At 74.7% G+C, this 17,673-nt stretch carries 13 protein-coding genes; 6 read left to right on the plus strand and 7 right to left on the minus strand.

Features of this window, described 5'->3' with window-relative positions; all coding sequences use genetic code 11:
* Positions 1–95 precede the first annotated feature (95 nt).
* Together ACZ3IL_RS25415 and ACZ3IL_RS25420 are read right to left on the minus strand one after the other, a co-directional pair.
* Complete coding sequence (locus tag ACZ3IL_RS25415; protein WP_467393767.1) at positions 96–2,483, minus strand: ATP-binding cassette domain-containing protein; 2,388 nt, start codon at positions 2,481–2,483, stop codon at positions 96–98.
* Positions 2,484–2,662: 179 nt separating this feature from the next.
* Positions 2,663–2,908: a DUF5133 domain-containing protein gene (locus tag ACZ3IL_RS25420; RefSeq protein WP_467393769.1), complete on the minus strand. Its 246-nt coding sequence runs from the start codon at positions 2,906–2,908 to the stop codon at positions 2,663–2,665.
* A 225-nt stretch (positions 2,909–3,133) separates the two neighbouring features.
* Between ACZ3IL_RS25420 and ACZ3IL_RS25425 the strand changes: the two genes are divergently transcribed.
* The 4 genes from ACZ3IL_RS25425 (at position 3,134) to ACZ3IL_RS25440 (ending at position 7,073) form a co-directional block, all read left to right on the plus strand.
* On the plus strand, positions 3,134–3,589 hold the full coding sequence (locus tag ACZ3IL_RS25425; RefSeq protein WP_467393771.1) for an RrF2 family transcriptional regulator: 456 nt from the start codon (positions 3,134–3,136) through the stop codon (positions 3,587–3,589).
* 165 nt (positions 3,590–3,754) lie between these two features.
* Positions 3,755–5,113 (plus strand): acyl-CoA dehydrogenase family protein, encoded by a 1,359-nt coding sequence (locus ACZ3IL_RS25430; protein ID WP_467393773.1) that lies wholly within the window; start codon positions 3,755–3,757, stop codon positions 5,111–5,113.
* A 150-nt stretch (positions 5,114–5,263) separates the two neighbouring features.
* The gene (locus ACZ3IL_RS25435) at positions 5,264–6,136 is read left to right on the plus strand and encodes a universal stress protein (protein WP_467393775.1); all 873 of its coding nucleotides are present in this window, start codon (positions 5,264–5,266) and stop codon (positions 6,134–6,136) included.
* Positions 6,137–6,488: 352 nt separating this feature from the next.
* A complete protein-coding gene (locus tag ACZ3IL_RS25440) occupies positions 6,489–7,073 on the plus strand; it encodes a CAP domain-containing protein (protein WP_467393777.1) in 585 nt (194 codons plus the stop codon).
* Between the two features lie 3 nt (positions 7,074–7,076).
* On the opposite strand, the gene ACZ3IL_RS25445 is transcribed toward ACZ3IL_RS25440, so the two are convergent.
* The 5 genes from ACZ3IL_RS25445 to ACZ3IL_RS25465 form a co-directional block, all read right to left on the minus strand.
* Positions 7,077–8,657, minus strand: a complete 1,581-nt coding sequence (locus ACZ3IL_RS25445; protein ID WP_467393779.1) for a sigma-70 family RNA polymerase sigma factor — start codon at positions 8,655–8,657, stop codon at positions 7,077–7,079.
* Between the two features lie 160 nt (positions 8,658–8,817).
* The gene (locus ACZ3IL_RS25450; protein WP_467393781.1) at positions 8,818–9,108 is read right to left on the minus strand and encodes a hypothetical protein; all 291 of its coding nucleotides are present in this window, start codon (positions 9,106–9,108) and stop codon (positions 8,818–8,820) included.
* A gap of 95 nt (positions 9,109–9,203) precedes the next feature.
* Positions 9,204–11,426, minus strand: a complete 2,223-nt coding sequence (locus ACZ3IL_RS25455; RefSeq protein WP_467393783.1) for an NADP-dependent isocitrate dehydrogenase — start codon at positions 11,424–11,426, stop codon at positions 9,204–9,206.
* Positions 11,427–11,470: 44 nt separating this feature from the next.
* On the minus strand, positions 11,471–12,535 hold the full coding sequence (locus ACZ3IL_RS25460) for a phosphatase PAP2 family protein (RefSeq protein WP_467393785.1): 1,065 nt from the start codon (positions 12,533–12,535) through the stop codon (positions 11,471–11,473).
* A gap of 276 nt (positions 12,536–12,811) precedes the next feature.
* Positions 12,812–13,846, minus strand: coding sequence for a LacI family DNA-binding transcriptional regulator (locus ACZ3IL_RS25465; protein WP_467393787.1), 1,035 nt, complete (start codon positions 13,844–13,846; stop codon positions 12,812–12,814).
* Between the two features lie 280 nt (positions 13,847–14,126).
* Between ACZ3IL_RS25465 and ACZ3IL_RS25470 the strand changes: the two genes are divergently transcribed.
* Together ACZ3IL_RS25470 and ACZ3IL_RS25475 are read left to right on the plus strand one after the other, a co-directional pair.
* Positions 14,127–15,905 carry a VanW family protein gene (locus tag ACZ3IL_RS25470; protein WP_467393789.1) on the plus strand — a complete coding sequence of 593 codons (1,779 nt, stop codon included), beginning with the start codon at positions 14,127–14,129 and terminating at the stop codon, positions 15,903–15,905.
* A gap of 242 nt (positions 15,906–16,147) precedes the next feature.
* Positions 16,148–17,593: a glyceraldehyde-3-phosphate dehydrogenase gene (locus tag ACZ3IL_RS25475; RefSeq protein ID WP_467393791.1), complete on the plus strand. Its 1,446-nt coding sequence runs from the start codon at positions 16,148–16,150 to the stop codon at positions 17,591–17,593.
* Positions 17,594–17,673 lie beyond the last annotated feature (80 nt).

Here is a 17,673-nt window from a genome sequence, read left to right on the forward strand (position 1 = left end):
GGGCCCCTGGTCCGGCCGGGCCCGTGGAGCGTACGGCGCGCCCTCGCCCCACGGGCCCGGCCCGGTGCCGTGGGGCGCCGGCGGGCGGGGCGCGGTCAGGCGCCGACGTACTCCGCGAGGTGTTCGCCGGTGAGGGTGGAACGGGCGGCGATCAGGTCGGCGGGGGTGCCCTCGAAGACGATCCGGCCGCCGTCGTGACCGGCGCCGGGGCCCAGGTCGACGATCCAGTCGGCGTGGGCCATGACCGCCTGGTGGTGCTCCACGACGATGACGGACCTGCCGGAGTCCACGAGCCGGTCGAGCAGGCCGAGGAGCTGTTCCACGTCGGCGAGGTGCAGCCCGGTGGTCGGTTCGTCCAGGACGTAGATCCCGCCCTTCTCGCCCATGTGGGTGGCCAGCTTGAGCCGCTGCCGCTCGCCGCCGGAGAGGGTGGTGAGCGGCTGGCCGAGGGTGAGGTAACCGAGGCCGACGTCGGCGAGCCGGGCGAGGACGCGCTGCGCGGCCGGGGTCCGGGCCTCGCCGGAACCGAAGAACTCCGCGGCCTCGGTGACCGGCATCGCGAGGACCTCGCTGATGTTCCGGCCGCCGAGGAGGTACGTGAGCACCGAGTTCTGGAACCGCCTTCCCTCACAGTCCTCGCAGGTGGAGGAGGTTCCGGCCATCACCCCGAGGTCGGTGTAGATCACGCCCGCGCCGTTGCAGGCGGGGCAGGCGCCCTCGGAGTTGGCGCTGAAGAGGGCCGGCTTGACGCCGTTGGCCTTCGCGAAGGCCTTGCGGACCGGGTCGAGCAGTCCGGTGTACGTGGCGGGGTTGCTGCGCCGCGACCCGCGGATCGGGCTCTGGTCGACGGAGATCACGTCCGCGCCGGCGGGGAGCGAGCCGTGCACGAGGGAGCTCTTGCCGGAGCCCGCGACGCCGGTGACGACGGTGAGGACTCCGAGGGGGATGTCGACGTCGACGTCACGGAGGTTGTGCGCGGAGGCGCCCCGGATCTCCAGGACGCCGGTGGGCGTGCGCACCGAGGTCTTGAGTGCGGCCCGGTCGTCGAGGTGGCGTCCCGTGACGGTGCCGGAGGCCCGCAGGCCCTCGACGGTGCCCTCGAAGCAGACGGTGCCGCCGTCCGTACCGGCGCCGGGGCCGAGGTCCACGACGTGGTCGGCGATCGCGATGACCTCCGGCTTGTGCTCGACGACGAGGACGGTGTTGCCCTTGTCGCGCAGCCGCAGGAGGAGGTCGTTCATCCGCCGGATGTCGTGGGGGTGCAGCCCGGCGGTGGGCTCGTCGAAGACGTAGGTGACGTCGGTGAGGGCGGAGCCGAGGTGGCGGATCATCTTGACGCGCTGCGCCTCGCCGCCCGACAGGGTGCCCGCCGGCCGGTCGAGGGAGAGGTAGCCGAGGCCGATCTCCACGAAGGAGTCGAGGGTCGACCGGAGCGCGGCGAGCAGCGGGGCCACGGAGGGGTCGTCGAGGTCCCGGACCCATGCGGCCAGGTCGCTGATCTGCATCGCGCAGGCGTCGGCGATGCTGACGCCGGCGATCCTGGAGGAACGGGCCCCTTCGCTCAGCCGGGTGCCGTCGCACCCGGGGCAGGTGGTGAAGGTGACGGCGCGTTCCACGAACGCCCGGACGTGGGGCTGCATCCCCTCCTTGTCCTTGGCCAGGAAGGACTTCTGGATGCGCGGTATCAGTCCCTCGTAGGTCATGTTGATGCCCGCGATCTTCATCCGGGTCGGCTCGTGGTGGAGGAAGTCGTTCAGCTCCTTCTCGGTGTACTCCCGGATCGGCTTGGCCGGGTCCACGAGGCCGGACTCGGCGTAGAGGCGGTGGTTCCACCCTCCGGAGGTGTAGCCGGGGATGGTGAGCGCGCCCTCGTCGAGGGACTTGGAGTCGTCGTAGAGCCGGGTGAGGTCGATGTCGGAGACCGTGCCCCGGCCCTCGCAGCGGACGCACATGCCGCCGGTGCGGTTGAAGTCGGCCCTCACCGCCTTCCGGGCGCCCTTCTCGACGGTGATCGCGCCGCTCGCCCGGACGGAGGGGACGTTGAAGGAGTAGGCGCCGGGCGGACCGATGTGGGGGTCGCCGAGCCGGCTGAAGAGGATGCGCAGCATCGCGTTGGCGTCGGTGGCGGTGCCGACCGTGGAGCGGGGGTCGGCGCCGAGGCGCTGCTGGTCCACGATGATCGCGGTGGTCAGGCCTTCGAGGACGTCGACCTCGGGCCGGTCGAGGGTCGGCATGAAGCCCTGGACGAAGGCGCTGTAGGTCTCGTTGATCAGCCGCTTCGACTCGGCGGCGACGGTGTCGAAGACGAGGGAGCTCTTGCCCGACCCCGAGACGCCGGTGAAGACCGTGAGGCGGCGCTTGGGGATCTCGACGCCGACGTCCTTGAGGTTGTTCTCGCGCGCGCCGTGCACGCGGATCAGGTCGTGCCGGTCGGCGGCGTGCGGTGCGGGTGTCCGCCCGTCCGTCAGGGGGGCCTTGCTCATCGTGTCTCCGTTGTCGCGCGGGGCTGAAAGCGGTCCATCGCGTCGGGCCCCGGGGGGGGCCGCGATGTCCGTGACCGTCACGCTAACGGCGGCACGGTGGTGCCGCTTCTCCTTTCCTGATCTCTTTCCGGCCTGCCGCCGGGCCCTCCTCCGTTCCTTCCCGGCCGCTCGCGGCCCGGTCAGGCTCCCGGCAGTCCCTCCAGGGCGGGCCGGTTCGCCGGGGGACGGTTTCCGGCCACGTACCGTTCGGCGGCGCGGGCCGCCGCGCGGGCGGTCCGCTCCCCCATCAGGACGCACAGGGTGTACGCGGTGTCCTCGAAGCGCCGGCGGGCCGACAGGTCGCACGGCCGGGCCCGTACGGTCCGCTCCTGGGCCCGGTAGTGCCGGAGCAACCGGTCGACCGTGTTCCTGTCGGGCAGCAGCATGGCGTCCTCCTGTCTCCTGGGTCGCTCCATACTCGCGGTCGCCGGCCACGCCCGCGACCCGCGCGAGCACGGTGCGTGACGCCGGGCGGGGCGCGGATGGGGACCGGTCCCCGCCGGTGGGGCCGGCCGGTGGGGCCGGGCGGTGCGGCGCGGAGGCGGAAACGGCGCGGCGCGGGCCGTCCCGCGGGCGCGGGACCGGCCGCGTCCGTACGGGATAATGCGCGCATGCGCATTTCAGCCAGGGCCGACTACGCGGTGCGTGCCGCCCTCCAGCTCGCCGCCGCCCAGGACGCGGGCCCGCTGAAGTCCGAGGCCATCGCGGAGGAGCAGGGCATCCCGCACAAGTTCCTGGAGGGCATCCTCGGGGACATGCGCAAGGGCGGCCTGGTGCAGAGCCAGCGGGGCGGCAACGGCGGGTACTGGCTGGCCAGGCCCGCCGGGGAGATCTCGGTCGCGGAGGTCGTCCGCTGCGTGGACGGTCCCCTGGTCTCCGTGCGCGGCGAGCGGCCCCCGGAGCTCTCGTACACGGGGCCGGCCGAGTCGCTGCTGACGCTGTGGATCGCGCTCCGGGCGGGGGTCCGCGAGGTGCTCGGGGTCTCGCTCGCGGAGGTGGCGGCGGCGGAGCTGCCGGCCGGGATCGCCGCGCTCGCGGACGATCCGGAGGCCTGGACCAACCCGTGACGGCGCCGCCTCCGGTGCGGTGCCCCGCGATCCGCGCCGGATCGCTCCCGTCCCGCTGACCGGGATGCGCCTGTCCACTCCCCGGACGCCCCTTGGGGCGGGACGACCCCCTCTGCCACTATCCCTACCATTCCAATGGGGATACTGGGGAACATGTGAGGTGACGTGAGCACGCCGAGGAAAGCGCCGAGGAGACCAGCGGCACGCACCGCCTCCGCACCGGCGGACCGGGCCGCCGACCGCCCGGTGGACGACGAGATCTGGCTCCGCGTCACCCGGGAGCTGGCCGACGACCTCGCCGCCGACGCCCTCGCGAGGGACCGGGCCGGCGAGGTCCCCCGCGACGAGGCCGCCCGGCTCCGGGAGGCGGGACTGCCCGTCCTGCTCACGGCACCGGGGCCGGACCGGCGGGACACCGGCTGGCGGACCGCGTGCGCGGTCGTACGGGAGATCTCCGCCGCCGACGGCTCGGTGGGCGAACTCCTCGCCCACCACTACGCGCTGTCCTGGAGCAGCCGTTTCTTCGGCCCCGCCCCCGGCACGCCCTCCGCCCCCGGCACGTCCTCCGCCCCCGCCACGGGCGCCGCGCGGGGCCGCGCCCCCGCGCTCGACGCGTGTACCGCCGAGGAGGGCTGGCTGCTCGCCGGCGGCGTCGAACCGCCGCGCGCCACGGCCGGCCCCGGCCTCACCCTCACCCCCGCCGGGGACGACGGCTGGCTCCTCGACGGGCGCCGCGCCTTCGCGTCCGGCGTCACGGTGGCCGACCGGCTCGTCGTCGCGGCGCGCCCGGCCGGCACCGGGGACCCGCTGATCGTCCTGGTGGACCCCGCCCTCCCCGGGGTGTCCACCGACGCGGACACGGACCGGGTCGGGCAGCGGCTGACCGGCTCGGGCACCGTCACCTTCGACCGCGTCCCCGTACCGCCCGCGCACGTGCTCGGCGCGCTGCCGTACGACGAGCACGCCGTCGCCCCCTTCACCGCCCTCGCCCCGCTCGTCCTGCGGCTGCTCCTCACCCAGGTCGGGCTCGGCATCGCCGAGGGAGCACTGGCCGAGGCCCGGGACATCAGCCGCGCCGGGCAGGCCGTGCCGCCTCCGGACGGCGGCACGGACGGCACCGCGCCGCCGGACGCCGGGAACGACCCGTACCTCCTCCTCGCCTACGGGGAGCTGGCGACCGCCGCGCACACCGCCGCCGCGGTGGCGGAACGGGCCGTGGACGCCCTCGCCCGAGGACTGCGCGCCGGGTGGTCCCTGAGCCCGGAGGAACGGGCCGACGTCTCCGTCCTCGTCGCGGCGGCCGAGACCGTCACCGGCCGGGCCGCCGTCCGCGTCACCACCCGCGTCCTGGAACTCGTCGACGGCACGGCGGGCGCCGGCGCCCGGGGCGGCGGGCACGGGTTCGACCGCTTCTGGCGGAACGCCCGCGCCCTCACCGCCCCGGCGCGGGCGGACCACCGGCTGCGGGACATCGGGGACCACTACCTCAACGGCACCCACGCCCGGCTCACCCTGCCGGTCTGAACCCGCCCCGGACCCCCGCGCCCGGGGCGGACGGACGGCGGGGGTCCGCCGGAACGCACACCGCCGTCATCGGGGAGAATCCGGGCACAAGCTGGAAGGAAGGGGTCCGCCGCCCGGCGGGCCCCTCGTCCCACCGATGGAGGCAGCCCGATGAGTCGTGAGATCGTCGCAGGAGTGGACGGTTCCCCGGAGAGCCTCGCGGCGGCGGACTGGGCCGCCCGGGAGGCGCTCCACCGAGGGCTCCCGCTGCGTCTCGCCCACGCCTGGCGCTGGGAACTGCTCGACCTCCCGCTCGCCCAGGACCGCGCGACCCAGGAGAACGTGGCGGACGTCGTCCTGCGCGAGGCGGAGGCCACGATCGGCGGCCGGTACCCGGACCTCGCCCTCTCGGCCGACGTGCTGTCCGACACCCCGGTCGCCGCGCTGCTCGACAGTGAGGAGCGGGCCGAGATGCTCGTCATCGGCTCGCGCGGCTACGGCGCCGTGACCGGATTCCTGCTCGGCTCGTACGGGCAGCGGATCATCGCCGGCGCCACCCGCCCCGTGGTGGCCGTCCGGTCCCGCGAGGGCGAACCGGCCGAACCGCCCACCGGCCCGGTGCTCGTCGGCCAGCACGGCGGCCCCGAGGACAGCGCCGCCGCGCTCGGCTTCGCCTTCGGGACCGCCGCGGCGCGGGGGGCGTCCGTGCGGGCCGTACGGGCGTGGAGCCTGCCGGCCCTCTACGCGTACAGCCCCGCCTCGATGCGCCTCGCCGACGAGGCCGGCGGGCTCGTCCCGTACGAGGAGAAGGCGCTGCGCGAGGCGCTGGCGCCCTGGCGGGAGAAGTACCCGGACGTACCGGTCACCGAGCACGTCGAGCTGGGCAGCGCGGGCCAGGTCCTGCTCTCCGGGTCGGGCGACGCCCAGCTCCTGGTGGTCGGACGGCGGGCCCGGAAGGGGGCGGTCGGGCCCCGGATCGGTTCCGTGGCGCACGCGGCCCTCCATCTGGCGCCCTGTCCGGTGGCGGTCGTTCCGCAGGGCTGAAAGGCTTCGGCACGAGCCGGCGCGGGCCGACGGGCAGCGCCGGGGCGGTGGTGGCGGGAGGTTCCCGCCACCACCGCCCCGGCGGCTCCCGGCCGGACGCCCGGCGATCCCGGCGAGAGAACGGAGCTCCATGCGGTACCACGACCCTTCCCGTCGCCCCGGCCGTCCCGAACGTCCCGAACTCCCGGCACACGAAGCCCCCTTCCGGCCGGGCCCCGTCCCCGGAGGGGGTCCGTCCGTCCCGGCCGGCGGGCGGCACCGGAAGGACGGGGGCGGGACGCCCCGTCCCGCCCCGCGCCGTCCGGTCCTCCGTACGGCCGTCGTCTCCGGAGCGGCGGCCACCGCGCTCACCGTGGGGGCCGGGGCCTGTCCGGCGGCCGCCGCGCAGGCCGGCCCGGCGGCCGTCCCCTCCTCGTCCGCACCGGCCGCGCCCTCCCCGGCCCGGTCCGCCCCGGTGGGGGCGGAGCCCGCGCCGGAGCGGGTACGGGAACGGCGGGGGGAGCGGTGGCCCGCCCTGGTCCCCGGGGGCGGGACGGCGTTCCTCCGGACGAACGAACGGTTCGCCAAGAAGATCGTCTCGCTCACCAACGTCGAGCGGGCGAAAGCAGGTTGCCGGCCACTGCGGGTCGTGGCGCGCCTGCGCGCGGCCGCCCAGGGGCACGCCGACGACATGGCCGCCCGCGGCTACTACGAGCACGAGAGCCCCGAGGGCCGGGACGCGGGCGACCGGATGCGAGCCGCCGGCTACGACTGGTCCACCTGGGCGGAGAACATCCACCGCGGGCCGAAGACACCGGCCAAGGCCATGGAGGACTGGATGAAGAGCCCCGGCCACCGGGCGAACATCCGCAACTGCGCCCTCAAGGACATCGGCGTCGGGGTGTCCATGGCGGCCAACGGCCCCTGGTGGGTGCAGAACTTCGGCGTCAGGCGCTGACCCTCATCCCCTCCCCGGGGCGGGCGCGGCCAGTTCCTGCACCCAGATCGTGCCCCGGGGACCGGGCGCCGACGCCACGCCGGTGTCCCGGTAGCGGCAGTCGAGCATGTTCTCCTCGTGCATCGCCCCGTCCCGCCACTCCTCCACGACGGACGCCGGGTCGGACGCGCCCCGGGCCAGGTTCTCCGCCCAGGCGCTCCAGTCGTAGCCGGCGGCGGTGATCCGCGCGTCCGTGGACCCGCCCTCCGGGCTGCTGTGTCCGTAGTAACCGCGCCCGGCCATGTCACGGGCGTACGCGCGGGCCGCCGCGACGAGCCGGGGGTCGGTCCGCAGCGGCGCGCAGCCCGCCTCCGCCCGGAGCCGGTTGACGAGCGCGGTCACCCGCTCCCCCGGGGCGGGCGCCGCCGGGGGCCCGGGGGTGCGGCGCGGTGCCGGGGCGGTGGTGACCGGCGGCGCGGGGGCGGTGGTGGTGGCCGCCGGGGCCGGGGGCGTCGTGGCCGGAGCGGGCGTCGCCGGGGGCGCGGCGACGGGCCGGCCGGGCCTCACGCGCGCCTCCGGTTTCCCGGGGACGAGCAGGACGAGGCTCCCGAGGACGGCGACGGCGGCGGCCCCGGCGAGGGCGGACCGCCGTCCCGGGCTCCACCGGCCGGCGGCCGGCCCGGACGCGTGGGACGCGGCCCCGGACGTGCCGGACGGGTCGGGCCCGCCCTGCCCGGCGCCGGTTCCGCCCCCGTGACCGGCCGGTTCCCCTCCCGCCCCGTACGCGTACCCCGCCGCCTCCGCGTCCGGCGCGGTCGTGAGCCGGGCGGCGATCCCGAGGGGCGGTACGAGACCGATGCCGACCAGCAGGCCCTCGACGGGGGCGAGGCCGCCGCGTCCCCTCGCCCGGCCCGTACAGGCGGCGCAGGAACGCAGGTGGCGGGCGATCCTCTTGCGCCAGAGCGGGGACGGGACGCCGTCCCAGGGGACGAGGATCTCCGTGAGCTCCGGGCAGGGCGGGAGGGCGTCCAGGGCGCGGACCACGGCCCGCCCGGTCTCCAGGCGCTCCTTCATGCGCTGGACCCGGACGGCGGCGTGCCGCGGGGGGACGCCGAGTCCCTCGGCGAGTTCGGCGCGGGTCAGTTCGCCGGCGGCCTCCAGCCACCACAGGGCGAGGAGTTCGCGGTCGTCCCCGTCGAGCCAGCGGGTGGCGCGGGCGACGTCCCGGCGCTGTCCGGAGAGGCCGAGGCGGAGGATGGTGAGCTCGGTGAAGTCGCCGGCCGGGTCGGCCAGGCCGACGGCGTGGTCGAGACCGGGTACGGGGGCCTGCTGGCGTTCGCGCCAGCGGCGCCGTATCCCGTTCATCGCGATGGCGACGAGCCAGGACCGGAACCTGGCGGGGTCGCGGAGGCCTGCGAGGCCCCCGAGGGCGCGGACCATCGTCTCCTGGACGATGTCGTCCGTGTCGGCGTGGCCGTCGAGGGCCCTGCCCACGATGTTGTGGACGAGCGGCAGGTGGGCGCGGACCAGCGCGTCCCTGGCATCGGGGTCGCCGGCCGCCGCCGCCTCCACCAGCGCGGTGGTGCGGCGCTCGTCGCTGTGCATGGGTCTGCTCCCTCGTCCCTGGTCCGTGTCCCCCGTCTTCCGGAGACCCGTGGGCGCGGGAGGGATAACACTTCTTGCCGCCGGACACGAGCGGTGTCCGCACGCGTACGGTACCCGGGTGCGGGCCCGCCCGGCCGGTCGGGTGCGCGGGCGCGGGGCCCTACACCAGGGGTCCGGGCAGCGTCGGGACCGTGGCCCCGTTGCCCTCCCGGACGGCTGCCACGACGACGTCGTGCAGCTCGCGGCTCTCCTCCTCCGATGCGCAGGGGACGGGACTTCCCGACATGGTGAACCAGTCGGACGCGCCGCTGTACTGCACGGCCACACGCGCTTCGCGCTCGGTCCAGGTGGTGTGCACGGTCAGATCGCCCGTGACGGTCCCGACCTCGTCGGTCAGGACCCCACCTCGCCCGGTGTAGACACCGGTGGTCGTCCAAGATGCCCAACTCATCCATCCAGGTTCACACCCGGATGCCGTATGCGCCACCGACGGGACCGCCCCGGCCGGAAGGGCGTTCCGGCCGGGGCGGTACGGGGCGCGGCGGATCAGGCGAGGGAGGCGACGGCCTCGTTGAAGGTGGCGGACGGGCGCATCACGGCCGCGGCCCTGGCCGGGTCGGGCTGGTAGTAGCCGCCGATCTCGGCCGGGGAGCCCTGGACGGCGACCAGCTCGTCGACGATCTTCGCCTCGTTGGCGGCGAGGGTCTCGGCGAGCGGGGCGAAGGCCTTGGCCAGGTCCGCGTCCTCGGTCTGGGCGGCCAGCTCCTGGGCCCAGTAGAGGGCCAGGTAGAAGTGGCTGCCTCGGTTGTCGATGCCGCCGAGGCGACGGGTCGGCGACTTGTCCTCGTTGAGGAAGGTGCCGGTGGCGCGGTCGAGGGTGTCGGCGAGGACCTGGGCGCGGGAGTTGCCCGTGCTGGTCGCCAGGTGCTCGAAGGACGCGGCCAGGGCGAAGAACTCGCCGAGGCTGTCCCAGCGGAGGTAGTTCTCCTTGACGAGCTGCTGGACGTGCTTCGGGGCGGAGCCGCCGGCGCCGGTCTCGAAGAGGCCGCCGCCCGCCATCAGCGGGACGACCGACAGCATCTTGGCGCTGGTGCCCAGCTCCAGGATGGGGAAGAGGTCGGTCAGGTAGTCGCGGAGGACGTTGCCGGTGACCGAGATGGTGTCCTCGCCGCGGCGGATGCGCTCCAGGGAGAACTTGGTCGCCTCGACCGGGGACATGATCCTGATGTCCAGGCCCTCGGTGTCGTGCTGCGGCAGGTACCGCTCGACCTTGGCGATCAGCTGGGCGTCGTGGGCGCGCTCGGCGTCCAGCCAGAAGACGGCCGGGGCGCCGGTGGCGCGGGCGCGGGTGACGGCGAGCTTGACCCAGTCCTGGATCGGCAGGTCCTTGGTCTGGCAGGCGCGGAAGATGTCGCCCTCGGCGACCTCCTGCTCCAGGACGACGTCGCCCGCGGAGTCGACCAGGCGGACGGTGCCGGCCTGCTTCATCTCGAAGGTCTTGTCGTGGGAGCCGTACTCCTCGGCCTTCTGCGCCATGAGGCCGACGTTCGGGACGGAGCCCATGGTCGACGGGTCGAAGGCGCCGTTGGCGCGGCAGTCCTCGATGACGGCCTGGTAGACGCCGGAGTAGCTGTGGTCCGGGAGGACGGCGAGGGTGTCGGCCTCCTGGCCGTCCGGGCCCCACATGTGGCCGGAGGTGCGGATCATGGCCGGCATCGAGGCGTCGACGATGACGTCGGACGGCACGTGCAGGTTGGTGATGCCCTTGTCGGAATCGACCATCGCGAGGGCGGGGCCCTGGGCGAGCTCGGCCTCGAAGGAGGCCTTGATCTCCTCGCCCAGGTGCGGGACGGAGTCCAGGCCGTTCAGGATGGTGCCGAGGCCGTCGTTCGGGGAGAGGCCGGCGGCGGCGAGGGCCTCGCCGTACTTGGCGAAGGTCGCCGGGAAGAAGGCGCGCACGACGTGGCCGAAGACGATGGGGTCGGAGACCTTCATCATGGTGGCCTTGAGGTGCACGGAGAAGAGCACGCCCTCGGCCTTGGCGCGGGCGACCTGCTCGCTCAGGAAGGTGCGCAGGGCGGCGGCGCGCATGACGGCGGCGTCCACGACCTCGCCCGCGACGACCTTCAACGGCTCGCGCAGCTCGGAGACGGTGCCGTCGGCGGCGGTGAACTCGAAGCGCAGGGTGTCGTCCGCGTCGATGACGACGGACTTCTCCGTGGAGGCGAAGTCGTTCTCGCTCATGGTGGCGACGTTGGTCCTGGACTCGGGGGTCCAGGCGCCCATGCGGTGCGGGTGGGCCTTGGCGTAGTTCTTCACCGAGGCGGGGGCGCGGCGGTCGGAGTTGCCCTCGCGCAGGACCGGGTTGACGGCCGAGCCCTTGATCTTGTCGTAGCGGGCGCGGATCTCGCGCTCCTCGTCGGTCTTCGGGTCGTCCGGGTAGGCCGGGAGGGCGTAGCCCTGGGCCTGGAGCTCGGCCACGGCGGCCTTGAGCTGCGGGATGGACGCCGAGACGTTCGGCAGCTTGATGATGTTGGCCCCGGGCGTCTTGGCCAGCTCGCCCAGCTCGGAGAGGGCGTCGGGGATGCGCTGCCCCTCCTCCAGGTACTCCGGGAAGACGGCGATGATGCGGCCCGCGAGGGAGATGTCCCGCGTCTCGACCGTGACGCCGGCCTGCGAGGCATACGCCTGGATCACGGGCAGGAACGAGTACGTCGCCAGGGCAGGCGCCTCGTCGGTGTGGGTGTAGATGATGGTCGAGTCAGTCACCAGGGTGCTCCGCTCCACGTCTGCGTATGCGAGATTGCTCGACATCAAGATATCTCGTGATCGCGGTCCTCGGTAAAGGGCCCCACGAGTTCGGCCTCCTCCGGCGCCCCGGCCGCCTCCGCGAAGGGGCCGAGGTGGTACGGGGGCGGGGGGCCCTCGATGTCGACGTGGCGGAGCAGCGCGAGCAGGACGAGGCCGGTGGCGGCGGTCACGCCGGTGGCGAGGGCCTGTCCGCAGCGGTGGGCGAGGCGGAGTTCGGCCGGGTCGTAGGGGGCGGCGGCGGGCAGGGCGAGGGCGTCGCCGAGCAGCCAGAACCCGGCGCCGAGGCCGCCGGCCGCGACGAGGGCGAGCGGGACGAGCACCGGGAGGCCGAGCGGGGCGAGTCCGCGCCGGGGACCGGGGCGCACCTCGCCCCTGCGGGCGCGCAGGGCGAGCAGGCCGCAGAAGACCGCGAGGACGACCAGGGCGGCGGCGATGACGTCGCCGGGCCGGTGCCGGCCGTCCCCGAGGGTGTACGCGCCGACGGCGGCGGCCCAGAGGGTGGCGGCGCCGACGGCGGGCGCGCGCAGCCGGTAGGGGACGACCAGGGCCAGGCCGAGGGCGATCCCCAGGGCGAGGGTGGTCTGGGCGCTGGGGAAACCGCTGGGCACGAGGGCGCCGCCGGAGGGGCGGGGGCGCGGCGCGTACAGCTGGAGCAGGCCGGTGAGGGCGAGGGCGGTGACGACGCCGCCGGCCGCGGTGGCGGTGAGGACGTACCGCCCGCGTATCAGGCCCGCGGCGAGGATGAGGACGCAGCCGAGGACCAGGGAGAGGGTGGTGAGCCCGGCGAGGGAGGGGTGGTCGCGGAGGAGGGCGGCGGCCGTGGTGTCGGCGCGCCGGCCGGTCGTGGCGGCGTCGCCCCAGCGGCGGCCGGTCGCGGCGAGGACGAGCCCCGCGTAGACGACCGCGAGGAGGAGGACGGACACGAGGCAGCCGCCCCGGGTCCGGGCGCGGACGCGCGAGGTGAACGAACTGGTGGCCTCGCGGGCCACGGCGGCGTACCACCAGGTGTCACCGGTCTTCGGCGGCCTCGGGGAGCCGCCGGTGCGGGGCCTGTCGTAGGAAGCCATGTCCCGATTCGAACCCACGCCCGCCCGGCCCGCCCGCTGGACTCACCCGAACGACACGCCGGACGCGGCACGGCCGCGCCGCGGGAGGCGGACGGGGCGCGCGCGGGGACGGGGACGCATCCCGGCGGGGGCCCGTCCCGGCGGAGGCGGCCCCGGGCGGCGCGGGAACCCGTCCCGGCGGAGGCGGCCCCGGGCGGCGCGGGCGGTCAGGAGGAGGCCCCGGGGCGGGCGGCGCGGGCGGTCAGGAGGAGGCCCCGGGGCGGGCGGCTCGGGCGGTCAGGAGGAGGCCCGGACCACCAGTTCGGTGGGGAGCATCCGGCGGGGCTGGTCGTCGGGCTCGCTGGGCGAGGCGATCTCCCGGAGGAGGAGGCGGGCCATGGTGCGGCCCATCTCCTCGGTGGGCTGGCGCACGCTGGTGAGCGGCGGGTCCATGTGCCGGGCGACGGCCGAGTCGTCGACGCCGACGAGGGCGACGTCCTCGGGGACCCGGCGGCCCGCCTCGCGCAGGACGGCCCGCGCGCCCGCCGCCATCACGTCGGAGGCGGCGAAGACGGCGTCCAGGCCGGGCCGGCGGTCCAGGAGTTCGCGCATGGCGCGGCGGCCGCCCTCCTCGGTGAAGTCGCCGTTCGCGACGAGCGCCCCGTCGGGCGCGAGGCCCGCTTCGGCGAGGCCTTCGCGGTAGCCGTCGAGGCGGCAGCGGGCGACGTACATGTCGAGCGGTCCGGTGACGGTGGCGATGGTCCGCCGGCCGCGCGCGGCGAGGTGGGCGACGGCGGTCCGGCCGGCGCCCGTGTTGTCGGAGTCGACGAAGGCGACGGTCTCCCCCTGGGAGCGGCGGCCGTTGAGGACGGCGGGCAGCCCGAGGGCGCGGATCCGGTCGGGCAGCGGGTCGTCGCCGTGGACGGAGGCGAGGAGGACGCCGTCGACGCGCTGGGCGGCGAGGTACTGCTCGAACCGCTGCCGCTCCTGCTCGCTGCGGATGAGGGTGAGCAGCAACTGCTTGTCGGCGTCGGAGAGTTCGGCGCTCACTCCGCGGATGAGGTCGAGGAAGTACGGCTCGGCGAAGAGCCGCGCCTCGGTCTCGGGGATCACCAGGGCGACGGCGTCGGTGCGGCTGCCGGCGAGGGCGCGGGCGGCCCGGTTGGGAACGTAGCCGAGTTCGGCGACGGCCCGCTGGACGGCGGTCCTGGCCTGTTCGCTCACCTTGGGGGAGCCGTTGATGACCCGGGAGACGGTGCCGCGGCCGACCCCGGCCCTCGCGGCGACCTCCTCCAGGGTGGGCCTGCCGGTCCGTCGCCCGCTCGCCGCCATGTGCCGCCTCTCCCCCCGGGCCCGCGCCCCGCCTGCGTCTCACGCGAACCTACCAGGCGGGGCGGGAAGCCCCCGGCGGCGCCGGGAAGTGCCCCGGACGCGCCCCCGGCCCGCCGTCCCCGCTCCGGCCGGGCCGCCGCCGCGACGGCCGCCACCCTCCGCACACATTCCGGACCATTCCGCATTGCCGCAGGTCAAACAGCCCTTATATACACAAGACACTCTTTCGGCGTACCGTCGAGGGGTTCCCCCCCCCATCCTCGACGCACCGGGAGAGCGCGTGCCCCGCCCCACGACCCACCATGCCCCGACGCCCCGCGAGGGGCGCCGTCCGCGTCTGAGGACGGCCGCGATCGCGACGGGCGTGGCCGCCGTCGCCGCCGGAGGCCTGTACGGCGCGGGGCTGCTCGCCACCGGGGACGACATATCCGCCGGCACCCGGGTCGCCGGCGTGGACATCGGCGGCATGAGCCGCGCCCGGGCCGAGGCGAAGCTCGCCGCCGGGGCCCCGGCCGGCTGGAAGGCCCCCATACCCGTGCGGGTCGGTGACGACGCCGCCTCCACCATCGGTGTGGACCCGGCCGCCGCCGGACTGACCGTGGACGTGGCGAAGACCGTCGAGCGGGCCGCCGACCCCTCCCGCGACCCCGTCACGGTCGTCCGGCGGCTCTTCTCCTCCGGGGCGCGCGAGATCCGGCCGGTGTTCGCGTACGACGAGGCCAGGACCCGGGCCGTCGTGGCCGGCCTGGCGGAGAAGAACGACCGCGCGGTCCGCGAGGGCTCCGTCTCCTTCCGCGACGGGGAGGTCGTCACCACCCGGCCGGTCACCGGGCGGAAACTGGACACCGCCCGGGCCGCCGAGGCCCTGCGCGCGGCCTACCCCGCCGCCACCGGCGCGGCACCGGTCACCCTTCCCGTCGCCCTGACCGCGCCGAAGCTGTCCGACGCCGAGGTCACCCGCTTCCTCGACACGTACGCGAAGCCCGCCGTCTCCGGCCCCGTGACGCTCACGGCGGGGAGCGAGCGCCTGCGGATCTCCCCGGCCACCCTGAGCGACCACCTCACCGTGAAGAACGACGGCGGGCGCCTCAGCGGACACCTCGACGCGGACGCGCTGCGGCGCGACCCGGACGTGGCCCGGCCGCTCGCCTCCCTGACGAACGCGCCCACGGAGTCGGCCCTCGGCGTGCGGAACGGCAGGGTCGTCGTGGAGTCGGAGGGCCGTCCGGGCCACGAGGTGACCGCGAAGGCCCTCGGGGACGCCGTGCGCCCGCTGCTCACCAGGACCGGGGCGGCGGCCCGCACCGCCACGGTGGCCACCAAGGTCACCGACCCCGACCTGACCTCGGCGTCACTGGCCCGGCTCGGCATCACCGAGCAGATGTCGTCGTTCACGGTGAACTTCCCCTCCGCCCCGTACCGGACGAAGAACATCGGCCGGGCGGCCGAGCTGATCGACGGTTCGCTGGTGCGGCCCGGCGCGGTGTGGAGCTTCAACAGGACGGTCGGCGAGCGCACCCCGGAGAACGGCTTCGTGGACGGCACGATGATCCTCGACGGCCAGTACCGCTCCGCGCCCGGCGGCGGCGTGTCGGCCATGGCCACCACCGTCTACAACGCCATGTTCTTCGCCGGGGTGAAGCCGGTCGAGCACGGCGCCCACTCCTTCTACATCGAGCGCTACCCCGCCGGCCGCGAGGCGACCGTCGCCTGGGGCAGCCTGGACCTGAGGTTCCTCAACGACACCGGCAAGCCGATCTACATCAAGGCGAGCGCGACGGACTCCTCGGTCACGGTGAGCTTCCTCGGGACGAAGAAGTACGACTCGGTGGAGGCGGTCGCCGGTCCGCGCACCCGTCTCACGCGGCCCGCGAAGCGCGAGGGCACCGGCAAGGCCTGCGTGCCCCAGCCGCCCCTGGAGGGCTTCGACATCTCGGTGGACCGGGTCTTCAAGAAGGGTGGCGCCGAGGTCGGCCGGGAGACCTACCGGACCCACTACACCCCGCGCGACGAGGTGACCTGCGTACCGGAACCCGGGGACGCCGCCGGAACGCACTGACGCGAGCGGACGGAAGAAGGGTCTCCTCCCCTTCGGCCGGGACATGCGGAGCGCGGCCCCGGTCCCCGGGCGGGCCGCCCCGGCCCCGTGGAGGTCCCGCCCCTCGTGCTCCGGGTTCCGGTCCCCCACCGCTCCCCACCCCTCCGGGGCCCGAAGGGCCTTCGTCACACACGGCACCCCTTGATCGATCGAACGAGCCGGGGGTTACCATATGAGCGCCGCCTAGCTCGAAAGATAAACTTGTGACTGTCAATGACGACTCGTTCACCAGCTGGAAGAACCGCGAGGAGATCGCGGAGTCGATGATCCCGATCATCGGGAAGCTGCACCGGGAGCAGGACGTCACCGTCCTCCTCCACAGCCGCTCCCTGGTGAACAAGTCGGTGGTCAGCATCCTCAAGACCCACCGCTTCGCCCGGCAGATAGCCGGCGAGGAGCTGTCGGTCACCGAGACGCTCCCCTTCCTCCAGACGCTCACCACCCTCGACCTCGGCCCGTCCCAGATCGACATCGGCATGCTGGCCGCCGACTACAAGAGCGACGACCGCGGCCTGTCGGTGGCGGAGTTCACCGCCGAGGCCGTCGCCGGCGCCCTCGGCGAGAACAAGATCGAGCGCCGTGACGGGCGCGACGTCGTCCTCTACGGCTTCGGCCGCATCGGCCGCCTCGTCGCCCGCCTCCTCATCGAGAAGGCCGGCTCCGGCAACGGCCTGCGGCTGCGCGCGATCGTCGTCCGCGGCGGTGGCGACCAGGACCTCGTGAAGCGCGCCTCGCTGCTGCGCCGCGACTCCATCCACGGCCAGTTCCAGGGCACGATCACGGTCGACGAGGAGAACGGCTCCATCGTCGCCAACGGCAACACGATCAAGGTGATCCACGCCAACGACCCCTCCGAGGTCGACTACACGGCGTACGGCATCGAGAACGCCATCCTGATCGACAACACCGGCAAGTGGCGCGACCGCGAGGGCCTGTCCAAGCACCTGCGCCCCGGCATCGACAAGGTCGTCCTGACCGCGCCCGGCAAGGGCGACGTGCCGAACATCGTGCACGGCGTCAACCACGACACGGTCAAGCCGGACGAGCGCGTCCTGTCCTGCGCCTCCTGCACCACCAACGCGATCGTCCCGCCGCTGAAGGCGATGGACGACGAGTACGGCGTGCTGCGCGGACACGTGGAGACCGTCCACTCGTTCACGAACGACCAGAACCTCCTGGACAACTACCACAAGGCCGACCGCCGCGGCCGTTCCGCGCCGCTCAACATGGTGATCACCGAGACCGGTGCCGCCTCCGCCGTCGCCAAGGCGCTGCCGGACCTGAAGGCCCCGATCACCGGCAGCTCGATCCGCGTCCCCGTCCCGGACGTCTCGATCGCGATCCTGAGCCTGCGCCTGGGCCGCGAGACCACCCGCGACGAGGTCCTGGAGTACCTGCGCGACGTCTCGCTGCACTCGCCGCTGAAGCGCCAGATCGACTTCACCACGGCCCCCGACGCCGTCTCGATGGACTTCGTGGGCTCGCGCCACGCGTCGATCGTGGACGCCGGGGCGACCAAGGTCGACGGCGACAACGCGATCCTGTACCTCTGGTACGACAACGAGTTCGGCTACTCGTGCCAGGTCATCCGGGTCGTCCAGCACGTCTCCGGCGTGGAGTACCCGACCTTCCCGTCCCCGGCGGTCTGACCCCCGCGCTCTCCGGCGGCGCTCCGCACCCCCGCCCGGGGTGCGGAGCGCCGCCGTCCCCGTGGGCCGGCGCACCGGTC

Source organism: Streptomyces sp. NPDC014907 (assembly GCF_055562975.1).

Excerpts from the sequence above, each read along its gene's own strand:
- ACZ3IL_RS25415 (WP_467393767.1), bottom strand. The coding sequence starts at position 2,483 with ATGAGCAAGGCCCCCCTGACGGACGGGCGGACACCCGCACCGCACGCC.
- ACZ3IL_RS25420 (WP_467393769.1), bottom strand. The coding sequence starts at position 2,908 with ATGCTGCTGCCCGACAGGAACACGGTCGACCGGTTGCTCCGGCACTAC.
- ACZ3IL_RS25425 (WP_467393771.1), top strand. The coding sequence starts at position 3,134 with ATGCGCATTTCAGCCAGGGCCGACTACGCGGTGCGTGCCGCCCTCCAG.
- ACZ3IL_RS25435 (WP_467393775.1), top strand. The coding sequence starts at position 5,264 with ATGAGTCGTGAGATCGTCGCAGGAGTGGACGGTTCCCCGGAGAGCCTC.
- ACZ3IL_RS25445 (WP_467393779.1), bottom strand. The coding sequence starts at position 8,657 with ATGCACAGCGACGAGCGCCGCACCACCGCGCTGGTGGAGGCGGCGGCG.
- ACZ3IL_RS25450 (WP_467393781.1), bottom strand. The coding sequence starts at position 9,108 with ATGAGTTGGGCATCTTGGACGACCACCGGTGTCTACACCGGGCGAGGT.
- ACZ3IL_RS25460 (WP_467393785.1), bottom strand. The coding sequence starts at position 12,535 with ATGGCTTCCTACGACAGGCCCCGCACCGGCGGCTCCCCGAGGCCGCCG.
- ACZ3IL_RS25465 (WP_467393787.1), bottom strand. The coding sequence starts at position 13,846 with ATGGCGGCGAGCGGGCGACGGACCGGCAGGCCCACCCTGGAGGAGGTC.